26 protein-coding genes, 1 other RNA gene and 1 pseudogene are annotated in these 21,209 nt (G+C 67.9%); 10 read left to right on the top strand and 18 right to left on the bottom strand.

Annotation, left to right across the window (positions count from 1 at the left end):
* Positions 1-150: 150 nt before the first annotated feature.
* Together A5728_RS04135 and A5728_RS15080 are read left to right on the top strand one after the other, a co-directional pair.
* Positions 151-750 (top strand): GDSL-type esterase/lipase family protein, encoded by a 600-nt coding sequence (locus tag A5728_RS04135; RefSeq protein WP_064845836.1) that lies wholly within the window; start codon positions 151-153, stop codon positions 748-750.
* Positions 751-951: 201 nt separating this feature from the next.
* Positions 952-1,026, top strand: a complete 75-nt coding sequence (locus A5728_RS15080; protein WP_098054049.1) for a 50S ribosomal protein bL37 — start codon at positions 952-954, stop codon at positions 1,024-1,026.
* A 177-nt stretch (positions 1,027-1,203) separates the two neighbouring features.
* Here the strand turns inward: A5728_RS15080 and rsrA are convergent, their stop codons facing one another.
* Entirely contained in the window at positions 1,204-1,470 is a 267-nt protein-coding gene (gene rsrA, locus A5728_RS04130; RefSeq protein WP_064845835.1) for a mycothiol system anti-sigma-R factor, read from the bottom strand.
* A gap of 3 nt (positions 1,471-1,473) precedes the next feature.
* Positions 1,474-2,154, bottom strand: coding sequence for a sigma-70 family RNA polymerase sigma factor (locus A5728_RS04125; RefSeq protein WP_064845834.1), 681 nt, complete (start codon positions 2,152-2,154; stop codon positions 1,474-1,476).
* Positions 2,155-2,364: 210 nt separating this feature from the next.
* On the opposite strand from A5728_RS04125, the gene A5728_RS04120 reads away from it, so the two are divergent.
* From A5728_RS04120 to hisN, 4 genes are read left to right on the top strand one after another with little or no spacing between them, the layout of a single operon-like run.
* On the top strand, positions 2,365-2,901 hold the full coding sequence (locus A5728_RS04120) for a DoxX family protein (RefSeq protein WP_064845833.1): 537 nt from the start codon (positions 2,365-2,367) through the stop codon (positions 2,899-2,901).
* A 17-nt stretch (positions 2,902-2,918) separates the two neighbouring features.
* Entirely contained in the window at positions 2,919-4,259 is a 1,341-nt protein-coding gene (gene aroA, locus A5728_RS04115; RefSeq protein WP_064845832.1) for a 3-phosphoshikimate 1-carboxyvinyltransferase, read from the top strand.
* Between the two features lie 4 nt (positions 4,260-4,263).
* Positions 4,264-5,379 (top strand): ribosome small subunit-dependent GTPase A, encoded by a 1,116-nt coding sequence (gene rsgA, locus A5728_RS04110; protein ID WP_064845831.1) that lies wholly within the window; start codon positions 4,264-4,266, stop codon positions 5,377-5,379.
* A 4-nt stretch (positions 5,380-5,383) separates the two neighbouring features.
* Positions 5,384-6,190 carry a histidinol-phosphatase gene (gene hisN / locus A5728_RS04105; protein WP_064845830.1) on the top strand — a complete coding sequence of 269 codons (807 nt, stop codon included), beginning with the start codon at positions 5,384-5,386 and terminating at the stop codon, positions 6,188-6,190.
* 73 nt (positions 6,191-6,263) lie between these two features.
* On the opposite strand, the gene A5728_RS15005 is transcribed toward hisN, so the two are convergent.
* The 4 genes and pseudogenes from A5728_RS15005 to ssrA form a co-directional block, all read right to left on the bottom strand.
* Positions 6,264-7,100, bottom strand: coding sequence for a DUF4190 domain-containing protein (locus tag A5728_RS15005; RefSeq protein WP_064845829.1), 837 nt, complete (start codon positions 7,098-7,100; stop codon positions 6,264-6,266).
* Between the two features lie 329 nt (positions 7,101-7,429).
* Positions 7,430-7,543: a DUF3237 family protein gene (locus A5728_RS14710; protein ID WP_206478652.1), complete on the bottom strand. Its 114-nt coding sequence runs from the start codon at positions 7,541-7,543 to the stop codon at positions 7,430-7,432.
* A 59-nt stretch (positions 7,544-7,602) separates the two neighbouring features.
* Positions 7,603-7,941 (bottom strand): annotated as a pseudogene (locus tag A5728_RS15075) (DUF3237 family protein); the annotation flags it as partial.
* Between the two features lie 199 nt (positions 7,942-8,140).
* Positions 8,141-8,508: a transfer-messenger RNA gene (gene ssrA, locus A5728_RS04095) on the bottom strand.
* Positions 8,509-8,782: 274 nt separating this feature from the next.
* Between ssrA and A5728_RS15070 the strand changes: the two genes are divergently transcribed.
* Together A5728_RS15070 and A5728_RS04090 are read left to right on the top strand one after the other, a co-directional pair.
* Positions 8,783-8,995: an ATP-binding cassette domain-containing protein gene (locus A5728_RS15070; RefSeq protein ID WP_197493090.1), complete on the top strand. Its 213-nt coding sequence runs from the start codon at positions 8,783-8,785 to the stop codon at positions 8,993-8,995.
* Between the two features lie 34 nt (positions 8,996-9,029).
* A complete protein-coding gene (locus A5728_RS04090; protein ID WP_369795606.1) occupies positions 9,030-10,523 on the top strand; it encodes an ATP-binding cassette domain-containing protein in 1,494 nt (497 codons plus the stop codon).
* A gap of 10 nt (positions 10,524-10,533) precedes the next feature.
* Here the strand turns inward: A5728_RS04090 and smpB are convergent, their stop codons facing one another.
* Together smpB and prfB are read right to left on the bottom strand one after the other, a co-directional pair.
* Positions 10,534-11,022: an SsrA-binding protein SmpB gene (smpB, locus tag A5728_RS04085; RefSeq protein WP_055085472.1), complete on the bottom strand. Its 489-nt coding sequence runs from the start codon at positions 11,020-11,022 to the stop codon at positions 10,534-10,536.
* 110 nt (positions 11,023-11,132) lie between these two features.
* A complete protein-coding gene (gene prfB / locus A5728_RS04080) occupies positions 11,133-12,251 on the bottom strand; it encodes a peptide chain release factor 2 (RefSeq protein WP_064845828.1) in 1,119 nt (372 codons plus the stop codon).
* Between the two features lie 80 nt (positions 12,252-12,331).
* Here prfB and A5728_RS04075 point away from each other — a divergent pair, with 80 nt between their 5' ends.
* Positions 12,332-13,504: a glucose-1-phosphate adenylyltransferase family protein gene (locus A5728_RS04075; protein ID WP_064845827.1), complete on the top strand. Its 1,173-nt coding sequence runs from the start codon at positions 12,332-12,334 to the stop codon at positions 13,502-13,504.
* Between the two features lie 27 nt (positions 13,505-13,531).
* A complete protein-coding gene (locus tag A5728_RS14040; protein WP_156523380.1) occupies positions 13,532-13,693 on the top strand; it encodes a hypothetical protein in 162 nt (53 codons plus the stop codon).
* Positions 13,694-13,885: 192 nt separating this feature from the next.
* On the opposite strand, the gene A5728_RS14425 is transcribed toward A5728_RS14040, so the two are convergent.
* The 10 genes from A5728_RS14425 to A5728_RS04030 form a co-directional block, all read right to left on the bottom strand.
* Positions 13,886-14,023, bottom strand: a complete 138-nt coding sequence (locus tag A5728_RS14425) for a hypothetical protein (protein ID WP_197493088.1) — start codon at positions 14,021-14,023, stop codon at positions 13,886-13,888.
* Positions 14,024-14,129: 106 nt separating this feature from the next.
* A complete protein-coding gene (locus A5728_RS13435; RefSeq protein ID WP_231885500.1) occupies positions 14,130-14,702 on the bottom strand; it encodes a pilus assembly protein TadG-related protein in 573 nt (190 codons plus the stop codon).
* 8 nt (positions 14,703-14,710) lie between these two features.
* A complete protein-coding gene (locus A5728_RS04065; protein ID WP_231885499.1) occupies positions 14,711-15,169 on the bottom strand; it encodes a hypothetical protein in 459 nt (152 codons plus the stop codon).
* Complete coding sequence (locus A5728_RS04060; protein ID WP_064845826.1) at positions 15,147-15,557, bottom strand: TadE/TadG family type IV pilus assembly protein; 411 nt, start codon at positions 15,555-15,557, stop codon at positions 15,147-15,149. Before A5728_RS04060 ends, A5728_RS04065 begins: the two co-directional genes overlap by 23 nt.
* Positions 15,529-15,753 carry a hypothetical protein gene (locus A5728_RS04055; protein WP_094067118.1) on the bottom strand — a complete coding sequence of 75 codons (225 nt, stop codon included), beginning with the start codon at positions 15,751-15,753 and terminating at the stop codon, positions 15,529-15,531. Before A5728_RS04055 ends, A5728_RS04060 begins: the two co-directional genes overlap by 29 nt.
* A 42-nt stretch (positions 15,754-15,795) precedes the next feature.
* Positions 15,796-16,740, bottom strand: a complete 945-nt coding sequence (locus A5728_RS04050) for a type II secretion system F family protein (protein WP_064845825.1) — start codon at positions 16,738-16,740, stop codon at positions 15,796-15,798.
* Complete coding sequence (locus A5728_RS04045; protein WP_064845824.1) at positions 16,737-17,594, bottom strand: type II secretion system F family protein; 858 nt, start codon at positions 17,592-17,594, stop codon at positions 16,737-16,739. The genes A5728_RS04050 and A5728_RS04045 overlap by 4 nt, the downstream gene beginning before the upstream one ends.
* Entirely contained in the window at positions 17,591-18,916 is a 1,326-nt protein-coding gene (locus A5728_RS04040; RefSeq protein ID WP_082943222.1) for a CpaF family protein, read from the bottom strand. Before A5728_RS04040 ends, A5728_RS04045 begins: the two co-directional genes overlap by 4 nt.
* Positions 18,917-19,868: 952 nt before the next feature.
* Positions 19,869-20,360: a DUF2304 domain-containing protein gene (locus A5728_RS04035; RefSeq protein ID WP_064845823.1), complete on the bottom strand. Its 492-nt coding sequence runs from the start codon at positions 20,358-20,360 to the stop codon at positions 19,869-19,871.
* A 13-nt stretch (positions 20,361-20,373) separates the two neighbouring features.
* Entirely contained in the window at positions 20,374-21,039 is a 666-nt protein-coding gene (locus tag A5728_RS04030; protein WP_231885498.1) for a glycosyltransferase family 2 protein, read from the bottom strand.
* Between the last annotated feature and the right edge of the window lie 170 nt (positions 21,040-21,209).

The raw sequence follows: 21,209 nt of genomic DNA, 5'->3' as shown, positions 1-21,209 counted from the left end.
GGGGGGGCGCCCGGGGCGGGGGGGGCCGCCCGGCGCCGGTCCCGCGGCGGCGCGGCGTCGCGCCCCCGCCCGATCACCGGGCATGATCCGCCCGGGGGGGCGGGCGCCCCCGGCCCCCCCGGGTCCCAGCTAGCGAAGGATGTATGAAGAGTGGACCAACGCAGGATCCGCATTGTGGCCGTGGGAGACGAATTGTTGGCCGGCGTGGACGACCCCCGCGCGCTCGGCTGGTTCGGACGAGTCATGGCGCGCACCCCCCGAGACGTGGTTCCCGTGGACGCCTACAATCTCGCCGCGCCTGGTCAGGGCAGTGAGACCCTCAACGACCACTGGTTCGCGGAGGCTTCCCGCCGCTTCGATTCCGCGTGCGACAACCGTCTGGTGATCGCACCGTCCGCCCTGGACATCGACCTGGGGATCACCTCCGCCCGGTCCCGGCTGAACATGGCCAACATCGTGGACCAGGCCGCCCAGAACAACACCAAGGTGCTCGTCGTGGGTCCCCCGCCCACCCTGGACCCGCAGCGCAACCGCAAGATCGCGGACCTCTCCGCGGCCTACGGGGATGTGACCACGCGGCGCAACCACGTGTACGTGGACACGTTCAACCCCCTGCAGCACCACGAGCAGTGGCGCAAGGACCTCGCCGCCAACCACGGCAACCCCGGTCAGGCCGGCTACGGGCTCATCGCGTGGCTTGTGCTGCACCGCGGGTGGTACGAGTGGCTGCAGCTGCCCGAGCCGCGCTGAGGCTCTCGCCTCTCACCGTGGCGACCGCGGCGACCGCCGCAATGCGGGCGGCGGTTCCGGGTGACACCACCCATGGCGCTGGCCGCAGGGTCCGGGGGCACCCCTATGGCATGGGCGGCACCGGAGCGGTGGCATGAGCACCGCCCGGAATGTGAGATACTGACAGACGATGTCCCAGCCAATCATCGCAGGAGGTACATCATGAGCAAGCGTGGACGTAAGCGCAAGGATCGTCGCAAGAACTCGGCAAACCGCGGCAAGCGGCCCAATTCCTGAGGTTCGGCGAACGCATCACGAAGCCCCCGTGACCGTCATCGGTCACGGGGGCTTCGCTCTGTCCGAGGGATCCGCGTCATCGGGTACTTCGTTCCCCGGGTCTCTGCGCGGCTGAGCACTCACGCCGCTGGGCGCCGCCGGCGACTCATCCCGCCCGGTACCGGCGCCGCCCGGTCCTCAGGCAGCGGGGTGCTCGTTGCACTGGGCGTCGATGCGCGCGAGGATCGAGCGCTTGAGCTCGTCCGGCGCGGTCTCGCAGCACGAACGCTTCACCACGGAGCGGATCACGCACTCCAGGTTGTACTCGCGCTCGCAGTCGGCGCAGTCCGTGAGGTGCTCGTGGATCTCCGCGAGGTCCTCGGTGGTCAGTGCCCCGTCCAGGTACTCGTAGATCCGCTGGATGCGTTCGTCGGTGCAGCCGTTGTGACACGGTTTCGCGGTCATGCTCTAGCCTCGATCCTTCGCTCGTGCGCCGTCCTTGGTCTTCTTCTGGACCTTGGACGTGTCGAATCCTCGTTCTTGGGCGTAGTCGCCCAGTTTCTCGCGCAGAAGCTTGCGGCCACGGTGCAACCTGGACATCACGGTTCCGATGGGCGTGTCCATGATCTCGGAGATCTCCTTGTACGCGAATCCCTCCACGTCCGAGAAGTACACCGCCAGGCGGAACTCCTCAGGCAACTCCTGCAGGGCTCGCTTGACGTCCGAGTCCGGCAGGTGGTCCAACGCCTCCGCCTCGGCAGAACGCAGTCCCGTGGAGGTGTGCGACTCCGCGCGGTGCAGCTGCCAATCCTCCACGGTGTCCGTGTTGGCCTGGCGCGGTTCGCGTTGCCGCTTGCGGTACAGGTTGATGTACGTGTTGGTCAGGATCCGGTACAACCAGGCCTTGAGATTGGTCCCCGGCTTGTACTGGTGGAACGCGGAGAACGCCTTGGTGTAGGCCTCCTGCACTAGGTCCTCGGCATCGGACGGGTTGCGGGTCATGCGCAATGCCGCGGCGTAGAGCTGGTCCACGTACTGCATGGCGTCGCGTTCGAAACGCTCACGGCGCTGCTGAGTGGTTTCCGCTCCGGAGGGTACCTCTTCGGGGTGTTCCACCGGATGGGAATCGTGAGTTCGCTGATCGTTCATCACGTCCCAGTCTAAGGTGGGGGCCGTCATCCTCCGCCGTCACCCACTTCCCTGGTCGTTGCCGAGTGTTACGTCACATATGTGGCGCTTCTGTACACCATGGATAACACGCACGCGCCGTGCGAGTATTCCCGGCGGCGGCGCGAACTCGGGCCGATAGGATGGCTACAGTGCGTACCCGGAGATGCCGGGGCCGTAAGGAGGAGAACCATGAGCATTGTTCGTCGTCTCGCCCGCCCGCTGCTCGCCACCGGTTACATCGCCGGGGGCGTCAACGCGTTCCGCAACTCGTCCGCTGCCGCGAAGCAGTTGGACCCGGTCCTCAAGGCCCTCGAGAGCGCCGCCCCGCAGGTGCGCCCCGTGACCGCCAACCGCGCTCAGGTCGCGCAGGGCATCGCCGCCGCCCAGGTCGTCGCGGCGTCGCTGCTCGCCGCGAGCAAGCTCCCGCGCCTGTCGTCCACCGTGCTGCTCGGCACCACCGCGCTCAACGGCTACACCCAATACCGCTCCGCGGACGCGAGCACCACCGAGGGCAAGGCCGCCCGCAGGTCGGACCTGCTCAAGAACGTGTCCCTGCTGGGTGCCGTGATGATCGCGGCCGTGGACACTTCGGGCAACCCGTCCCTCGTGTGGCGCGCGAGCCACCTCGCCGACGACGTCCGCAAGAACGCGGTCAAGGTCGGCAAGGACACCAAGAAGAAGCTGGAGCAGGCCGAGAAGGCCGTCCAGGACGCCGTTTCCAACTAGGAGCGCCGCGCCACGTGATGCCGAGCAACGGCGAACCGCAAGCCCTGGATCCCGCTCACTGGCGGGCCCCCTTCTCGGAGGGGGCCGCCGTGAGAGGCACGGTGGCCGTCCCCGGTTCCAAGTCCCTGACCAACAGGTATCTGGTCCTCGCGGCCCTCGCGGATGAACCGTCCGTGCTGCGCAAGCCGTTGCACTCGCGTGACAGCAGGCTCATGATCACCGCGCTCGAGCAGTTGGGCGCGGTGATCGAAGCGCTGCCGGACCCGGGGCCGTTCGGTCCGGATCTGCGGATCACCCCCCTGCCCCGCGCGCATACTCTCACCGGGCCCGTGACCGTGGACTGCGGTCTTGCGGGTACCGTGATGCGCTTCGTCCCGCCCCTGGCGGCGCTATGTTCCGGGGTCGTGGATTTCGACGGCGACGCCGGAGCGCGCGTGCGTCCCATGGGTCCCGTGATCGCGGGGTTGCGCGAGCTCGGCGTGTCCGTCGAGGACGACGGCCGGGGCACGCTGCCGTTGCGGGTCGTCGGCACCGGATCGGTGACCGGGGGCACCGTGACGATCGACGCGAGCGGCTCGTCCCAGTTCGTCTCCGCGCTACTGCTCTCCGCGGTGCGCTTCAACTCCCCGCTCGTACTGCACCACGAGGGCGGCTCCGGTGTGCCCTCACTACCGCACGTGGACATGACCGTGTCCGTGCTGCGCGACGCCGGTGTGGCCGCCGAGCGCATCGGTGACGCCGCGTGGCGGGTCAGCCCGAGCGACGTCGCCGGCCTGGACGTGACCGTGGAACCGGACCTGTCCAACGCCGGACCGTTCCTGGCGGCGGCCGTGGTCACGGGCGGGACCGTGAGCATCCCCGACTGGCCCGCCCACACCACGCAGGGCGGGGACCAGTGGCGGCGGATCCTGCCCCTGTTCGGCGCGGACGTCCGTGTGCAGGGCAGCACGTTCACCGTGACCGGTCCGGACGAGATCGCCGGGGTGGACCTGGATCTCTCGGAAGCCGGCGAGCTCGCGCCCACCGTGGCCGCGATCTGCGCGCTAGCCACCGGCCCCTCCGTGCTGCGCGGTATCGCCCACCTGCGCGGGCACGAGACCGATCGGCTCGCCGCGTTGAGCACCGAGCTCAACGCGCTGGGTGGGAACGTGGAGGAGACCGCGGACGGACTTCTGATCACCCCCGCTGAGCTGCACGCCGGAGTCTTCCACAGCTATCACGACCACCGCATGGCCACCGCGGGAGCCATCCTGGGCCTGCGCGTGTTCGGGATCCGGGTGGAGAACGTCGCCACCACCGCCAAGACGCTTCCCGATTTCCCGGGCATGTGGGACCGCCTCGTGCGGCGGGGTTCCTGACGCAGTGGCCCGCAGGACCTGGGACGAGTCCGACGTCCGGATCCGCGCGAATAAGCGCGGCTCCCGCCCTCGCACCAAGCAGCGACCCACGCACGAGGACGCCGTGATCGTACGTGTGGTGGCCGTGGACCGCGGCCGGTACACGTGCGTGGTGGGAGAGGACGAGGAACAACCGCGCACGGTGACGTGCGTGCGCGCCAAGGAGCTGCGGCGCCGGCCCATCGTGCCCGGGGATCTCGTGGGCGTCGTGGGTGACGTCACCGGTGCCCCGGACACCCTGGCACGCATCGTGCGGATCGAACCGCGCGCCACCGTGCTGCGTCGCAGTGCCGATGACACCGATCCCGTGGAACGCGTGATCGTGGCGAACGCGGACCGGCTCGTGCTCGTGCTCGCGGCGGCCTCTCCCACCCCCCGCACGGGATTCGTGGACCGCGGGTTGGTGGCGGCATGGGACGCGGGAATCACCCCCGTGGTGTGCATGACCAAGTCCGATCTGGCCGATCCCACGGAGTTCCTGGACTACCTCCACGATCTGGACGTGATCACCCTCAGCACGCAGCGCGCGACCGACCGCGGCGAACGACCCGAGGCCGGCATCCACGAGCAGTCCCTGGCCGTGTCCCCCGATTCCCTCGAGCGGTTGCGGTCGTTGCTGGACGGTCATGTGAGCGTGTTCCTGGGGCCCTCCGGCGTGGGCAAGTCCACGCTGGTCAACGCCCTCACGGGAGCGCAGCGGGCCACCGGCGGCGTCAACGACGTCACGGGCCGTGGCCGGCACACGTCGTCCTCCGCGCGCGCCCTCACGGTGCCCGGAACCCGCCCCGGGACCTGGGTCGTGGACACCCCCGGGATCCGTTCCCTGGGTCTGGCCCACGTGCCCGAGGAGGAACTGCTCAACGCGTTCACCGACCTGGTCCCCGCCACCGCAGACTGTCCTCGCGGGTGCCTGCACACGGAGGATTCCCCCGGGTGCGCGCTGGACGCGTGGGTGCACCGCCCGGGGGCCTCCCCGGCGGCCCCGCAGCGGCTCGAATCGCTGCGCAGGTTGCTCGCGGCGTCGCGCGGGCAGACACAGCGGGGGGACAGCGAGAAGCAGCTCGGACAAGCGATAACGTAGACGCATGCGTGCACCCAGCAGTTACACGGACGACCTCCGCCTGGCCCACATCCTCGCGGATTCCGTGGACGGACTGACCATGAAACGGTTCAAGTCCCAGGACCTCACCGTGGAGACCAAACCCGATCTCACACCCGTGACGGACGCGGACCGCGAGGCCGAACAGGTGATCCGCGCGCAACTGGGGCGCGTACGCAACCGGGACGCCGTGATCGGTGAGGAGTTCGGGACCACGGGTTCGGGCGGCCGCCAGTGGGTCATCGACCCGATTGACGGCACCAAGAACTACGTGCGCGGCGTACCCGTGTGGGCCACGCTGATCGGTTTGATCGAGGACGGTGAGGTGGTGTTGGGCGTGGTGTCCGCGCCGGCGCTCAACCGCCGTTGGTGGGCCGCCGCCGGGTCGGGGGCCTTCACGGGGCGCTCACTCTCGCAGGCCACGCGCTTGTCGGTCTCCTCAGTCAACCAGCTCTCGGACGCATCGCTGTCCTACTCGTCCCTGAGCGGATGGCGGGATCTGGGTGTGCGCCAGCAGTTCATCGAGCTCACCGATTCCGTGTGGCGCACGCGGGCCTACGGGGACTTCTGGTCCTACTGTATGGTCGCCGAGGGCGCGGTGGACCTCGCGTGCGAACCCGAACTCAACCTCTACGACATGGCCGCGCTCGTGCCCATCGTCACCGAGGCCGGCGGGCGTTTCACGTCCCTGGCCGGGCAGGACGGTCCCTTCGGGGACAACGCCCTGGCCAGCAACGGTCTCCTGCACGACGCCGCTCTGGACGTCCTCGGTACCGGCGCCCCCCAGGACTGAACGAGCCCGGTGTCACGTGCGTGACACCGGGCTCGTCCGTCTCATCCGAGGGGCGGGATCACCCGCGGGGACCTCAGGAGTTCAAGGAATCGTTGAGGGCGTTCTGCACGCACTCTTGGTACGCGGCGTCGTTTCCGGCCACCGCGAGGTCCATGCAGTCGGCGGCCTGACCGAAGACCCAGGCGAACAGCACGGCCATCAGGATGCCTCCCAGCAGCGCGAGTGCGGAGAGTACGATGCCCACGACCGCGAGTGCCGGGGAACCACGGCGCGACTTACGGATCTTGACCACGCCGATGATGCCGAGGATCAGGCCCACGAGGCCCAGTACACCGCCCAGACCGGCGAGCCAGAACGTGAGGATGCCCAGGATACCGAGCACCAGTGAGGCGATGCCCAGCCCGCGGCCCGGCACCGGAGCGTAGGGGTTGCCGTAGCCGTCCTGGTTGTCGTACCCACCCTGGTTGTACTCGTTCTGGTAGTGCGTGGGGTAACCACCCTGGGTGTCCTGGCCCTGGACGCCGTAACCCTGCTGGGGGTAGCCGCCGGCGCCGTAGCCCTGGTTGCCGTAGCCATGATTACCGTAAGCCTGGCCGCCGTAGGACTGCTGACCGGACTGGCCGTACTGGTCGTCACCACCGTACTGGGTGGAGACACCGTACTGGTTGGACGAGCCGTACTGATCGGACGTGCCGGACTGGCCGGTGGTGCCGTAGCCGCCGGCCTGAGAGGCGTTGTTCCCGTAGCCCTGGCCGCCCTGTTGAGCGGACGGATCGCTGTACTGGCCGTACTCGGGCTGCTGCGTCCCGCCCGCACTCTGAACCCGGTCGTCGGAGTACTGACCGTACTGCGGCTGGTCCCGGTGGGAGGCCGAGGACGAACCCGACTGATCGTTGGACCGCTCACTCATGGAAGCGCCTACCTCTCGGTTTCGATGATGGGTTTCCGGCTCAAGTCTTCCACATCGCGCCGGGAATGCCGGGGACGCCCCAGCCCACCCCGCTCGGGCACGCCCCTTCCGGCCGCCTTGAACCACTGTGCTGCACCACGCACATGTACCGGCCGGTACACGGTTTTATCGCAGTACAGTTGTCCCCGGGGCGCGGGCGTGGGTCCTGGCCCTCGTTCCATGTGCGGACTGCCCAGGCCCGGGCACACCGCCGCAAGGTGCGGAAGGTCCCTGCCAGGGACCTCCGCCCCCAGGTAAGGTCGGCCCACCTCACCGCACTTCTCCACACCTCACTGCACCGCAGAGATCTCCAGGCGGACACAGTCCGGGTCCCGCTCCCCCGATCCCACGAACACGGTGTGGTTGAGCCACGTACACGGCCCGTCCTCGTCCGCGGTGAGCACGGGGCGCATCGGAAGTACACCCGCTGCGGGTCCACCGGGATCCCCTGGGCGATGGCCCGGGAGTCCTCCGCGCTGGCCACCCGCATCGCACGGTTGCCCACATAGACCGGGTGACCCTCGGCGAGTTCCAGGACGTACTTGGCCTCGAGCCAGGGGATCTCGGTACCAACCACCTGGTAATCGGCTCCCACGGGCAGCACACGCCCGGAGCCGTGGGGACCGGTCACTGCGCCGCCGGTGATCGGTACGACCCTGCGTGTTCCGGCGGCGGTCCGGCCCACGGTCAGGGGTGCGGCCACTTCCACCCGCACGGTGAACGCGTGCCGAAGGACTGGGGACTGTGGGGTCCGTCCTGCCTCCACCCTAGGTCCGAGGACTCCCGCCGGTCGGGCACGCATGCGGACATGGACCTCGGGTCCGCCGGACTCCCGTGCTTGCCCCTCCGAACGCGGACCCCTGGACACAAATATGTCCCGATAACGCACTCGGAGCCATCGGCCGCGTGCTTTTTCGGGACTCAGATGTTCCCGGGCTCAGGCAAACAAAAAGACCCTGAACCATTGGTTCAGGGTCTTCTCACGTCCTGGGACAGGACGACAGTGGAGATGGGGGGAATTGAACCCCCGTCCGATGCAGCATTGTCAGGGCTTCTCCGGGTGCAGTGTGCTTACAGGTTTCTCAGTTCCGGTCATCTCGCACACGAGTGACCGCCGAACTCAGTTACGTAAGAGTCCCACGAACGCCCGTAACCTGCGTCCGCAGCAGTGACCTTCTAGCTGATGGCAGGATCCAGGTCGAAGGTGAACCTGGGCTGCCAGACTGCTGTCGCTACTTACGCAGCGAGAGCGAAGTCAGTGCGCTTGGATTTGGCACTTATTGTTTTACAGAGAGCGTTTACGAGATAACTCTGCGTCCTCAACCCGCTTCCCCTGTCTCAACTCACATCGTCGAAACCGATCATCCCCATATTCATTTTTCAATGAGCTTCCACGTGCCAGCGGATCTCAGTGACTCGCCCGCTCATGGACACATCAGATTACGCCCACCCTAGCCATACCGTCAAATCGGCAGGGGCCGCGGACCGGGCTCCTCGGACCGCGCCGGCTCCACCCGTGCTGCCCTACCCTGGCCCTCCCCCGCGGGATGCCCTAGGGTGTAACGCATGTTCCGATGAGCCGTTCGACCTCCCCGCGCCCGTGGCCGCTGCCCGGCGGGGATCCCGGCTATCCGAGGACACCCATGGCTCATCCCCCGCATTCTCCCGCCACCCCTAATACGGCCGCGCACATCCGCGTGTCCGGCGTCTCCGCCTCCTACGGCTCCCACCGGGTGCTCACGGACATCAGCTTCTCCGTGACCGCGGGTGATCCCACGGGTCTGATCGGAGAGAACGGTTCCGGCAAGAGCACCCTGCTGCGCATCATGGCGGGCCTGCGCGCCCGACGCCGGTGAGGTCCGCGCCGTCGGCCTCGGCGATCCGCTGCGCGTGGGCCTGCTGTACCAAGAACCCCCCTTCGCGCCGCACGACACCGTGGCCCAGGCCGTGGAGTCGGCGGTGCGGACCGTGCGGGACGCAGCATCCGCCGTCGACCGCACAGCTGACGCTCTCGCCCGCGCCCCGGAGGACGAGGGTGCCGCCACCGCGTACGCCGCCGCCCTGGACACTGCCGAACGGATCGGCGCGTGGGACGTGGACACCCGCATCGACGTCACCCTGGACGGGCTCGGCCTGGGAGGCGTGGATCGTGACCGGTCCACGGGTGCCCTGTCCGGCGGACAGCGCTCACGGCTGTCCTTGGCCTGGCTGCTGCTCTCCACCCCGGACGTGTTGCTGCTCGACGAACCCACGAACCACCTGGACGACGCCGCCACGGACTTCCTGCGCGCGACCCTGCGGTCGTGGCACGGACCGGTGCTGCTGGCGAGCCATGACCGCGCATTCCTGGACACCGCCGTGACCTCGCTCGTGGACCTGGACCCCGCACCCCGACCGCATGCCGTCACCTCGGACCTCGTGGGTGACGGCACCGGGACGGGCATCGGCGTGACCCGCTTCGGCGGCACCTATTCCCAGTACGTGCTCGCCCGCATGGATGCCCGCGAGCGCTGGGAACGCACGTATCGGGACGAACAGGCGCAACTGAAGAAGCTCCGCGCGGCCGTGCGGGAGCAGCAGACCGTGGGCCACAGCGACCGGTCCCCCAAGACGGAGGGTCGTGCGGCGAAGAAGTTCTACGCGGACCGCAACGCCGCGGTGGTCTCCCGACGGGTCAACGACGCGCGGACCCGCCTGGCCACCGTCGAAAACGAGCAGATCCGCAAGCCACCCCGGGAGCTGTACTTCCAGGGACTCACCGCGGGTTTGTCCGGATCGGAGGCCGCACTGCACCGCACGGGCCCGGTACTGACCGCCTCCGCGGCCGAGGTCGCGGGACGGATGGCACCCGTGTCCCTGGCCGTGAGCGCGGGTGAGTCGTGGCTCATCACGGGTTCCAATGGCGTGGGCAAATCCACCCTGCTGAGCCTGTTCGCCCGGCGACTGGAACCCACGCGCGGTTCCGTGCACGTCGCACCCGACGTACGCGTGGGGTTACTGGATCAGGACGCCACACTGCCCGGCGCCGACCCGGAGCACACGGCGGCCCACATCTACCATGAGCTCGTGGGAGAGAGTCGCGCGGAGACCGTTCCCCTCGGGACGTTCGGCCTGCTGGCCGGGCGGGACGAGAACCGGCGGGTCGGTGAGCTCAGCGTGGGACAGCGGCGTCGGCTCGCCCTGGCGGTGCTGCTCGCGGACCCGCCGCAGGTGTTGTTGCTGGACGAGCCCACCAACCACTTCTCACTCGTGCTCGCCACACAGCTCGAGGCGGCGGTGCCCGACTACCCGGGGACCGTGCTCGTGGCCTCCCACGACCGCTGGTTGCGCAGGAACTGGACCGGTCGGCACCTCGCACTGGAGGTACCGGCCGGGACGCCGTGAGTCGAAGGGCTCAACCGCGCATGTTGCGGTAGCGCATGGCGCGCTGGGCCTCGCGGTTGTCCTGCTTCTCGCGCAGGGTCTGACGCTTGTCGTACTCGCGCTTGCCGCGGGCCACCGCGATCTCCACCTTTACGCGCTTGCCGTGCACGAAGTACAGGGACAGCGGAATGATGGTGTAACCGGCCTCGCGCGTCTTGCCCGCGATCTTATCCAGCTCGGAGCGGTGCAACAGCAGCTTGCGCCGCCGCCGCGCGGAATGGTTGGTCCACGAGCCCTGCAGATACTCCGGGATGTGGGCGTGTTCGAGCCACAGCTCGCCGCGGTTGTCGAACTGGCAGAACGCGTCCACCAGGGACGCCCGCCCCATGCGCAGCGACTTCACCTCGGTCCCCATGAGCGCCAGTCCGGCCTCGTAGGTGTCATAGATGTTGTAGTCGTGGCGCGCCTTCTTGTTGTTGGCCACGATCTGGCGGCCGTCATCAGCGTTCTTCTTGGCCATCGGCCTGTTCTTCCTTCACCGGGTCCCGCCGGGGACGACGCCGCCGTCCCGGCCCGGGGTGCGCGGGGCACCTGCCGGGCGGGGCGGCGTCGTCGTGCGGCGTGGAGCCCTTAGTCCTCGTCGTGCTGGCGGGCGTCCGCGCGCCAGCGAATGCCTTCGTCGATGAACGAGTCGATCCCGCCGTCGAACACGGAACTGGGATTGCCCTCTTCGTAGTTGGTGCGCAGATCTTTGACCATCTGGTAGGGGTTGAGCACGTACGAGCGCATTTGGTCACCCCAGGATGCCTTCACGTCCCCCGCCATCTCCTTCTTCTTGGCGTCCGCTTCCTGCTGGCGCAACAGCAGCAAGCGGGACTGCAGCACGCGCAGCGCGGCCGCGCGGTTCTGGATCTGCGACTTCTCGTTCTGCATGGACACCACGATGCCCGTGGGGATGTGGGTCATGCGCACCGCGGAGTCGGTCGTGTTCACGGACTGACCACCGGGACCCGAGGAGCGGAACACGTCCACCTTCAGCTCGGACTCCGGGATCTCGATCGTGTCGTCGGACTCGATGAGCGGGATGACCTCCACCGCGGCGAAGGATGTCTGGCGCCGCCCCTGGTTGTCGAACGGAGAGATCCGCACGAGCCGGTGCGTACCCGCCTCTACGGACAGGGTCCCGAACGCGTAGGGCGCCTTGACCTCGAACGTGGCCGACTTCAGACCCGCCTCTTCCGCGTAGGAGGTGTCCAGGACCTTGGTGGGGTACCCGTGGCGCTCCGCCCAGCGCAGGTACATGCGCATGAGGATCTCCGCGAAGTCCGCGGCGTCCACACCACCGGCGCCCGAGCGGATGGTGACCACGGCCTCGCGTTCGTCGTACTCGCCGGCCAGCAGGGTCTGGATCTCCAGTTCGGACAGCGCCTTGCGGATGGACTCGAGTTCCTCCGCGGCGGCGTCCCGGGTGTCCTGATCGTCCTCTTCCTCCGCGAGTTCCACCATGACCTCGAGGTCGTCGATGCGCCCGGAGATCTTCCTAAGCCGGTCCAGCTTGCTCTGCTGGTGCGAGAGCTGCGAGGTGACCTTCTGGGCCTCGTCCGGGTTGTCCCACAGGTCCGGGGCCGCGGCCTGCTCGGACAGGACGGCGATCTGCTTCTTCATGGACTCGACGTCGCTGACCGCCGCCACGGAGTCGTAGGTGGCTCGGAGGGCACGGATTTCTGCAGCGTAGTCAATGGAGGCCATGACACATCACTTTACGTCATGGCCCCCGGGTCCGTGAGTCGGTAGGATTCCCTGCGACACCGCTGCTGAGGAGCCCGCCGATGGAACGCCCCACCGTACTCGCACTCATCCTGGCGGGAGGCAAGGGGTCTCGACTGGGCGCCCTGACCGATTACGTGGTCAAGCCCGCGTTGCCCGTGGGCGGCACGTACCGCTTGATCGACGTGTCCCTGTCCAACCTGGCGCACTCGCACATCCCGGACGTGTGGATGGTGCAGCAGTACCTGCCCCACGATCTCAACGCCTACATGGCCGGCGGTCGCCCGTGGGACCTGGACCGCTCCCACGGCGGGCTGCAGATCCTGCCGCCTTACGAGGGGTCCCACGGCGAGGGTTTTGCGAGCGGCAACTCGGACTCCATCTACCGCCAGAGCACGATCATCCGTGAGGCGGACCCGGATCTGGTCCTCGTGCTCTCCGCGGACCACCTCTACACGATCGATTTCCGGTCCGTGGTGGACACCCACCTGACCAAGCGCGCTGATCTGACCATGGTCACCACCGAGGTCCCCGAGGATCCCTCCCGCTACAGCGTGGTGCGCACCAATGAAGCCGGCCAGGTTACCGAGTTCGCGTACAAGCCCGAGGAGCCCAAGGGCAACCTTGTGGCCGGTGAGATGTTCCTCTTCTCCACGGACGTGCTGCTGTCGGCGCTGGACACCCTGCAGTCCGAACTGGGCGAGCTGGGCGACTACGGCGAGGACCTCATCCCCTACGTCCTGGAACACCACCGGGTGGTCGAGCACCGACACCTGGGGTACTGGATGGACCTCGGGACCGTCCAGTCCTACTGGACCGCGCAGATGCAGCTGATCGACGGCGACGGCGCGACCCTCGACGATCCCGCATGGCCCATCTGGAGCGGCCAGGTTGCTCCCCCGCCCGCGTTCATCACCGACGACGCCGCGGTCTCCCGCTCGTACGTGGCCCCCGGGGCGCGGGTGGCCGGCACCGTGGAACACTCGATCATCGGCCAGAACTGCGTGATCGAGGCCGGGGCCGTGGTGCGCAACTCCGTGCTGCTCGACGACGTGCACGTGGGTCCCACGGTGGAGCTCATCAACGTGGTCGCCGATTCGGGTGCGGACATCACCGGCGGTTCGCAGCGCGGTTCCGCGCAGCACGTCACGGTGATCGACCGCACCGGTACCGTGAGCCAGCGAGAAGCGTTCGACACCTCCGCGGTCCTGCCACGGAACCATGAACAGTACTGATCCCCTCCTTCGAAAGGTCGTCTTGTCATGAGCCGTTCCCGATCCACCCTGGGCCCCGTGCTGCGTCAGGTGCTGCGCTCCACCGTGCGCCGCCAGGCCACCCGCCGCCTCATCGGCGTGGTGCCTCCCGTGGCCGCATACCGCCGGGTGGCCACGGCCCGTCGCTTGCTGCGTATGCTGCGCCGCTGAGTCATGCCCACTGCAATGTGGCGAAGGCACGGCCGGGAATCTCCCGGCCGTGCCTTCGTCATATCGGTGCTTCGTTCAGTGCGGTGCATCACGCGTAGCGTGGCCGTGCTCCTAGCGGTGCGTGGTTCATAGCGACACCTCGCTTGTAGCGGGGCCTCGCTCATGGCGGAGCGTCACTCGTGACGGCACCCGTCATCGGGCCGTTTGGGGCATCGGGCCCAGGCGCAGGATCAGGAGGCCTACGGACACCGAGGGAGCGCCGTCGTGCTGGACGACGGCCCAGGAGGTTGCGCGTGCGGTGTCGGTTGTGGTGGTCAGAGCATCGGTCATGGCAGTCTTACTTATCGCGGAAAGTCACTCCGCAAGTGACGCGTCAACGGTACACAACACGTCACCTGTAAAACCTCTGGTCAGACGGCAAACCGGGTGAGGTGAATCACCGCTGCATGACGGCTCGCGCGTCCCCCGTGGCGCTGATCGGGACACCCGCTGGGATGAACACGTTGACCACCGGCGGATGCACCACGGCCGAGAGCGTGACCTGGGCGGTCGTCCCGTCCGCCGATCCCGTGGGCGCCGCGAGGGACAGCCCGCTGACATCGTGGAAAGCCCCCACGGTCCCCAGGTAACTCGTGGCCGAGGCGGCCACCGCCCCGTTCGTGAGGATGGGTGTGGGCGGACCCGAACCGGAGCGGTCCACGTTCGTGAACGTGTCCGCGGCGGCCCCCGCCGCCCGATCGGCGAGCGATTGAAGTTGCCGCTCCCCCACGTACACGCTGGTGATCGCCATGACTGTGACCACCAGGAGCAGAGTCACCAGGGCGAAACCGATCAGCACGATCGTGGTCTGACCGGAGTCAGGATCCTCGGGGTTCGCACGATGCGGTTCATCGCGGTCCTGACTCGTCCCCTGCGCCGGGCATTCGTGTGGCCGCGGCCCGTCGAGGTCGTCGATCTGCGCAGTCGCGATACCGATGAAGAGCCGCATCACGTCGCGGCCGGATAGCATTGCGCGCATCATGAGTACCGCCCCGCGATCACGGTGACGTCCGAGGACAGCGTGGCGATCCTGGCTGTGACGAACCCCGGCATCAAGGGGAGTTCCACAGTGACGGTGGCGTGAACCCGGGCCACCGAACCGGGTGTCTCACATGTCCCGTCCGAACAGCTCACCGTCACAGCGAGGTCCCGCGGGTCGAAACCGTGATCCTGGGCCGCAACGGCGGCGACGTCGTGCACCCTTACGCGGTTGAGGTCTTTGGCCTCGAGAACGGACACGGCCTGAGCCGCCTGGTCCGCCGCCGCGACCACGGCGAGCGAGCCCGCCTGGACCCGGGCCACCGTGACCACCAGGTACATCACGGGCACGAGCAATAGCAGGCCCAGTCCGATGAACTCCACGATCGCGCTCCCCCGGTCCGGATCGTCCCCGGAACCGCGCCGCGCGAGGACCTCACGAATCCATGTCGACCGCATGCCCACTCACCTCCAGCGCGCGCGGCGGGCCCAGCGTGGCCACGACCGGTAGGGGCGAGACCACACGGATCTCGACCGCCGGCAGTGACCCCACGCTGGTACGGGACACGGAGATGTCCCGCGCATAATTCGCGCCCACGGTGTCGGTGATGATCCCGCGCGTGCGGGCGATGCCGTCCTCGTCGGTGCGGTCCGCGAGGCTCGCGTACCGGGCCCCGGCCGCGGCGGCGTCGATCAGGGTGTTGCGCACGTGCAGCGCGAATCCGACCTGCAGAATGAGGCCGAACAGCACGATCGCGAGCGCGAGGACCATGACGTATTCGGCCACCGCGTTGCCGGCGTCCAGGTCGAGCGCGGGGTCAGAGGCCCGAGACGCGGTTGATGGCATCCTGGAACAGCCCCTCCAAGGCGGGCCGGGCGATCAGCAACAACCCCGCCACCAGCACCGCGGACATGAGCGTAAGCATGACCCAGCCGGGTACGTCCCCCCGATCCGGGTGGTCATCACTCGGTGCGAGCCGGGCGGGCAGGGAGACGGTCAGCAGCCACACGGTGGCCGCATGACAGCGCATCAGGTGTTTCATGATTTTCTCCTTGTGTAGTCAGTGGGTTCGGGAGCCGATCCGTCAGAACCCCAGGTCCAGCACCGCGAGTCCGGGGAACACCGCGAACATCACGCTCAACGGCAGGATGAAGAACACGACCGGGACGAGCATCGCGATCTCCTTCTTGCCGGCGATCTCCATCAGGACCCGTTTGTCGTGGTCCCGCACGTCCTGAGCTTGGGCTCGCAGCACGTCAGCGAGCGGGGTGCCCCGTTCGATGGCGACGACGATGCCGTCCACGAACCTGCCCAGCGCCACGACGTCGGTGCGCGCCGAGAAGTCCTGCAGCGCCGTCGTCAATCCGGACCCGGCGTGCGTCTGGGCGAGCACCGCTCGGAATTCCCCGACCAACTCGCCCTCCGCGACCCGGCACACCCGTTCGAGCGCGCCTACGGTGCTTTCCCCGGCGCCTACCGCGAGCGCCATGAGCTCTGCCACGGCGGGGAACTCGGCGAGCATGCGCTTCTCCCGGCGCTGGATACTGCGGCTCAAGAGGTAGTTACGCAGCCATACACCGGTCCCCGCGCCGAGGACGGCACCCACGGCGAGGATCGCGATGTTCACGTCCGCCCGCAGCACCAGGGCCGTTCCGATCACGCTGCCCACGACCGCTCCGGCCACACCGAAGAGCACCTGTTCGGCGCGGTAGTCCATGACATCCTTACGGGAACCGTCCCGCACGAGTCGTCGGGCGAGGACGTCCGCGTTGGAGAACAGGGGCGCTGCGCGCTGAAGGATCCAGTGCATGAGGGCGTTGCCCGCCGCACCCGTCAGGGACTGGCCGCGGGAGCGCCGTGAGCGCCAGGGGTTGTCCCCGAGTCCGGCGGAGAGCTCCGCGGCACGCAGTTGCGGGGCGATCCGGTCCGCGAAGCTGGGCGCTCCCACGGCCTTGGCCGCGGCAAGGATGAGCCACAGTCCCAGCGAGAGGACAAGTCCGAGCACCCCGGACAGCACGGTGAGGTTCATCGCAGCACTCTCCGCTCGGTGGGTAAGGCGCCCAGGCGCAGCATGAGCTGGTACGCCAGCACCGAGATCGCGAGCCCACCCAGGAGCACGGCGGCGCCGGTGGCCGTGTTGTAGGCGCGGACCGCTGCGGGTTGGGTGGCCATGAGCGCGAGGATGAGCCACGGTGCCGCCACGGACAGCCGAGCGGCGTTCACGGTCCAGGACTGCCGGGCTTCCAGTTCACTGCGGGTTCGTTCGTTCTCCCGCAGGAACTCGGACAGGGTGCCCAGCAACTTCCCCAGATCGGTGCCGCCCACCTCGCGGGTCACGCGCAGCGCCTCCACGATGTTGTCCGCCACGGGATCGGCGAGCCGCTGCTTGAGCATGGTCAGCGACCCGTGGAGCTGACCGCTAGCACGGTAGTCGGCCGCGAACTGGGCGAACGCGGGTCGCAGGGGTTCCGGTCCCCGGTACTGCAGTTGCATCAGGGCTTCGGGCAGGCCCATCCCCGCGCGGATCGCGGAGCGCAAATGGTCCACGACGTCGGGCCAGACCTCGCGCAGGACGGCCGTGCGGCGTCGTGCGCGCCGTTTGACGAGCCACAGCGGGAGGCACAGTGTCACGAGGAAGACGCACAGGCCGAACACCGCGGCGGACGTCAGCGCCAGGATCAACACCCCCGCCACCAGAGCGAGGAGCAGGCTCAGCCCGATGAACGCCGCGGGTGACAGGCCCGGGAGATCCGCCCGTAACAACAGGGTGCGGAGGTAGCCTGCCCGCGCGTGTTTGGTCCGCGCGGCGGGTGGCCGGGTCCAGCACGACCACCACACGAGGAACACCCCGGTTCCCAGCAGTACTCCGAACAACGCACTCATGGGTCTCGCCGCCCCGTTCGCGGCGCGTCGTCCGCGGGCGTGGCGATGCGGCCGGCGTCGTCGGACGCGGTACTCGCCGGAGCGTCGTCGTGAATCAGCGACGCCGGAGAATAGCCCGCGCGCGTGAACTTGTGGGCCGAGGGCAGCTCCGAGGCCACCGCGCGCAGGGCACCGTCCTGTAAGCGGAAGATCGGGTACGTCTCGATGACGCCGTTCTCCACCCGGTTACCGATGCCCAGGATCTCGGCGACGTACCGGTGACCCGAGGGCGCGCGGTGGCAATGGACGACCAGGTCGAAGCACGAGGCGACGGTGGGTACCACGAACGCGTTACTGATGTTCTCTCCCGCGAGCAGCGGCAGGGTGCAGATCTTGGTCACGGCATCACGAGCCGAATTGGCGTGCAGCGAGCACATCCCCGGCAGCCCGGCATTCAGCGCGATGAGCATGTCCAGGCTCTCGGCCTCGCGCACCTCCCCCACGACCAACCGGTCCGGGCGCATGCGCAGCGCCTCCTTCACGAGCCGGCGCAGCGGGATCTCGCCCGTGCCCTCGAGGTTCGCTTGGCGGCACTGCATGCCGACGACGTCGCGCAGCGCCACCTTCAGCTCGAAGACCTCCTCGACCGTGATCACCCTCTCCCGCGGGCCGATCGCCGCGCACAAGCAGTTGAGCAGGGTGGTCTTCCCGGCCTGGGTGGCCCCCGACACCAGGATGTTCAACCCGGCATCCACCGCCGCATGCAGGAACTGCGCGGCCTGGGTGGTGAGCGAGCCCAACCCCACCAGATCCTCCAGGCGGCGGGCCCGTGCCACGAACTTGCGGATGTTCACCGCCCAATGCGCCCGGGTGACGTCCGGGATCACCACGTGCAATCGGGAACCGTCCGGCAGGGAGGCGTCCACGAACGGGGAACTCAGATCCAGGCGGCGCCCCGAGGACTTGAGCATGCGCTCCACGAGGGTGCGCACGTGTGACTCGCTCAGCACGAGACTCGTCAGCTCGGATTCGCCGTCGCGGGCGATGTAGATCTCGGTCGGGCCGTTGATCCAGATCTCCTCGACCTCGGGATCATCCAGGAACGGCTGCAACGGACCGTACCCGGCCACCAGGTCCAGCACCGTCTTACGGGCAGCCTCAAGGTCCTGCACCCGCGGCAACCCCGCACGCGCCGAACGCACGTCGTACTCCGCCACCACAGCGGCCACGATCTGACGGGTGGGCTCCACCTCATGCAACGGATCCAACCCGCTGCGCCGGATCTGCTCACGCACATCCGCCTCGATCAACCCGATCGCGTCCTCGGCGACCCCTACGGCCATGACTCCCCCTGGGATTCCCCCGAACCCGTTACCGGCTGGTCAACTCTGCAGGGAACGCTAGGGGAAATCGCAGCTGATCGACACGACACGGCACTCGGTCTGTGGATAATCCCGCTGACGTGCACCGATGAACCCGGCCATGGGCGTCATGTTTCGACCCACTATGCAACTGCATCGAGTGTGATCGGCATCACGACCAATGGGGCAGGACTCGCTAGTCCGGCCGAGCTGGTCGCCGCGACGTGACTAAGAGACTTGGTCCTTTGCAGCACGAGCTCCGTGCGGGGCCAACGGCGCAAGTTGAGAATGAGCGTGCGATCCGCCCGCCTTAAGGTGACGCCACCGATGGAAGGAGGGAAGAGTGGCCAAGCACCTGTTTCTGCCTAGAGCCCATCCCCTCTCTCACTTTTCTCGACGAAACAGGCTCGATCTCTCGAGACAGACTCTTCGCTGTCAGCCTTCTCCTTCACCCCGAGCCTCCCCGGGTTCTGCGCAGCATACAGAAGTACCGAGACCGAACCCATGACTACGGCAAGTTCCACCTCACGGATCTCACCCAGGGCGCCCTCAATACTTACAAGGGCTTCGTGGACACCGTCTTGGCCAACAGAGACTTCCGTTTCTTCTGTTGCGTCGCTGCTCGAGATCCTGCCGACCCGGTGGCACGGTTCGCAGATCCGTGGACGGCCTACCTGAAGTTGTTCGAACGGTTACTCATAGGGGCGATCCGACCGGGATAAATAACGTCTCACAGCGGGACTCGCCGGTTCCCGGTCGCCCCAGGCCCTGCTCGCAGACCCTGTCGCCAAACAATGTGGTGTGCCCGATTTCCTGACCGAGAGGAAGACTGCGTGCCTCGGCTTGAGGATGTATGACCATGCCTCTCAGCCCGGCATCGCTGGGCCCGATGTCGGGGAGTAAAATGACTATGTACCGGGTGTGGGCCTCTGGCCTATAGCCCGGTATTTTCTTGCTGTGCGGAACCCGGCCCAGCGGCGTTGTGCCCGGACGAGTACGCCGACGATGGCGCCTCCACCGGCCGACCCAGCGGCGAGGTGCGGCGGAAGGCGCGCACCGAGCGGCGCTCGCCGTGGGCGGCGTCGGGCTCCCAGGGCTTCTCGGTCTCCGAGATGGCGATGTGCCGGGCGATGCGGGTGAGCTTGACCTCCTCCGCACGGCGGTGCTGCGCTGTGGTGTACTGCGTGACCATGAACAGCACCACGAGCGCGTAGAGCACCAGGTCCGTACCACGGCCGATGCCCAGGAACCGCGCGACGCTCGTGACGAGGTCCGGGACCAGGATCGAGATGGCCGCGAAGACGAAGAACGCGACGGCCGCGAGCCGGCGGATCGCCTGATGCTTGGCGTTGGCCCCGCCGCGCACGAGCGTGAGCGCACCGTACGCCACGGCGAGGATGAGGACGATCTGGACCACGATGGTCATGTGGGGGCTCCCGCTACTTCACGAACAGTTCGGTCAGGATGTTCACACCGTTGAGCAGAGACTGGCCCTTGCCCTTGGAGTACTCCGTGTAGATGATCTCCACCGGGTGCTCGACCCACCGGGGCTGGATCTGCGCGAACTGGTTGACGATCTCGGAGGCGTGGGCCATGCGGTTCTGCTTGAGGTGGATCTTGCCCAGGGTCCCCCGGTCGATGGCCCGCAACCCGTTGTGGGCGTCGGAGAGGTCCATCCCGCTCGTGAACTTGGACACGAACGCCGCGGTGCGCAACACGAAGCGTTTTAGCGGTGAGACCTGCGTGCGGTCGTCCAGGAACCGGGAGCCCAGGACCACCTCGGCCTCACCGGAGCGGATGCGCTGAACCATGTCGTACGCGTCGATCACCCGGTGCTGGCCGTCGGAGTCGAACGTGACCACGCAGTCCATCTCCGGGTCTTGCAAGGCGTACTCGAAACCCGTCTGCAGGGCGGCACCCTGACCGAGGTTGATGGGGTGCTGGACCACCACGGCGCCGGCCTCGCGGCAGATCCGTGCGGAGTCGTCACGGGAGCCGTCGTCCACGCACACCACGTGCGGGAACGTCCGGCGGAGGTTCTCCAGGACCCCCCCCACCACCTGGGCCTCGTTGTACACGGGCATCACAATCCACGCTCGACTCACCCGACCATTGTTCCATAGCGCGCGGCACCCCCCAGTCCCGGGTTGGGCATCCCCGGGTCTCCCTCCGGCCCGTCCCCGCACCGAGGGGACCCAGGGCAAGCAGCCGGTGGGGGCACCTCCCGGGGCGGCGTCCACTAAACTTCGCACGTACCCAACCCCCTGCCGTTTGG

Source organism: Kocuria sp. ICS0012, assembly GCF_001665945.1.
GTDB lineage: Bacteria > Actinomycetota > Actinomycetes > Actinomycetales > Micrococcaceae > Kocuria > Kocuria marina.
Note: the sequence above shows the minus strand (reverse complement) of the source record. Positions and strands in the feature narration are given on the sequence as shown.

Excerpts from the sequence above, each read along its gene's own strand:
- rsrA (WP_064845835.1), bottom strand. The coding sequence starts at position 1,470 with ATGACCGCGAAACCGTGTCACAACGGCTGCACCGACGAACGCATCCAG.
- A5728_RS04125 (WP_064845834.1), bottom strand. The coding sequence starts at position 2,154 with ATGAACGATCAGCGAACTCACGATTCCCATCCGGTGGAACACCCCGAA.
- A5728_RS04120 (WP_064845833.1), top strand. The coding sequence starts at position 2,365 with ATGAGCATTGTTCGTCGTCTCGCCCGCCCGCTGCTCGCCACCGGTTAC.
- aroA (WP_064845832.1), top strand. The coding sequence starts at position 2,919 with ATGCCGAGCAACGGCGAACCGCAAGCCCTGGATCCCGCTCACTGGCGG.
- hisN (WP_064845830.1), top strand. The coding sequence starts at position 5,384 with ATGCGTGCACCCAGCAGTTACACGGACGACCTCCGCCTGGCCCACATC.
- A5728_RS15005 (WP_064845829.1), bottom strand. The coding sequence starts at position 7,100 with ATGAGTGAGCGGTCCAACGATCAGTCGGGTTCGTCCTCGGCCTCCCAC.
- A5728_RS15070 (WP_197493090.1), top strand. The coding sequence starts at position 8,783 with ATGGCTCATCCCCCGCATTCTCCCGCCACCCCTAATACGGCCGCGCAC.
- smpB (WP_055085472.1), bottom strand. The coding sequence starts at position 11,022 with ATGGCCAAGAAGAACGCTGATGACGGCCGCCAGATCGTGGCCAACAAC.
- prfB (WP_064845828.1), bottom strand. The coding sequence starts at position 12,251 with ATGGCCTCCATTGACTACGCTGCAGAAATCCGTGCCCTCCGAGCCACC.
- A5728_RS04075 (WP_064845827.1), top strand. The coding sequence starts at position 12,332 with ATGGAACGCCCCACCGTACTCGCACTCATCCTGGCGGGAGGCAAGGGG.
- A5728_RS14040 (WP_156523380.1), top strand. The coding sequence starts at position 13,532 with ATGAGCCGTTCCCGATCCACCCTGGGCCCCGTGCTGCGTCAGGTGCTG.
- A5728_RS14425 (WP_197493088.1), bottom strand. The coding sequence starts at position 14,023 with ATGACCGATGCTCTGACCACCACAACCGACACCGCACGCGCAACCTCC.
- A5728_RS13435 (WP_231885500.1), bottom strand. The coding sequence starts at position 14,702 with ATGCTATCCGGCCGCGACGTGATGCGGCTCTTCATCGGTATCGCGACT.
- A5728_RS04065 (WP_231885499.1), bottom strand. The coding sequence starts at position 15,169 with ATGCGGTCGACATGGATTCGTGAGGTCCTCGCGCGGCGCGGTTCCGGG.
- A5728_RS04060 (WP_064845826.1), bottom strand. The coding sequence starts at position 15,557 with ATGCCATCAACCGCGTCTCGGGCCTCTGACCCCGCGCTCGACCTGGAC.
- A5728_RS04055 (WP_094067118.1), bottom strand. The coding sequence starts at position 15,753 with ATGAAACACCTGATGCGCTGTCATGCGGCCACCGTGTGGCTGCTGACC.
- A5728_RS04050 (WP_064845825.1), bottom strand. The coding sequence starts at position 16,740 with ATGAACCTCACCGTGCTGTCCGGGGTGCTCGGACTTGTCCTCTCGCTG.
- A5728_RS04045 (WP_064845824.1), bottom strand. The coding sequence starts at position 17,594 with ATGAGTGCGTTGTTCGGAGTACTGCTGGGAACCGGGGTGTTCCTCGTG.
- A5728_RS04040 (WP_082943222.1), bottom strand. The coding sequence starts at position 18,916 with ATGGCCGTAGGGGTCGCCGAGGACGCGATCGGGTTGATCGAGGCGGAT.
- A5728_RS04035 (WP_064845823.1), bottom strand. The coding sequence starts at position 20,360 with ATGACCATCGTGGTCCAGATCGTCCTCATCCTCGCCGTGGCGTACGGT.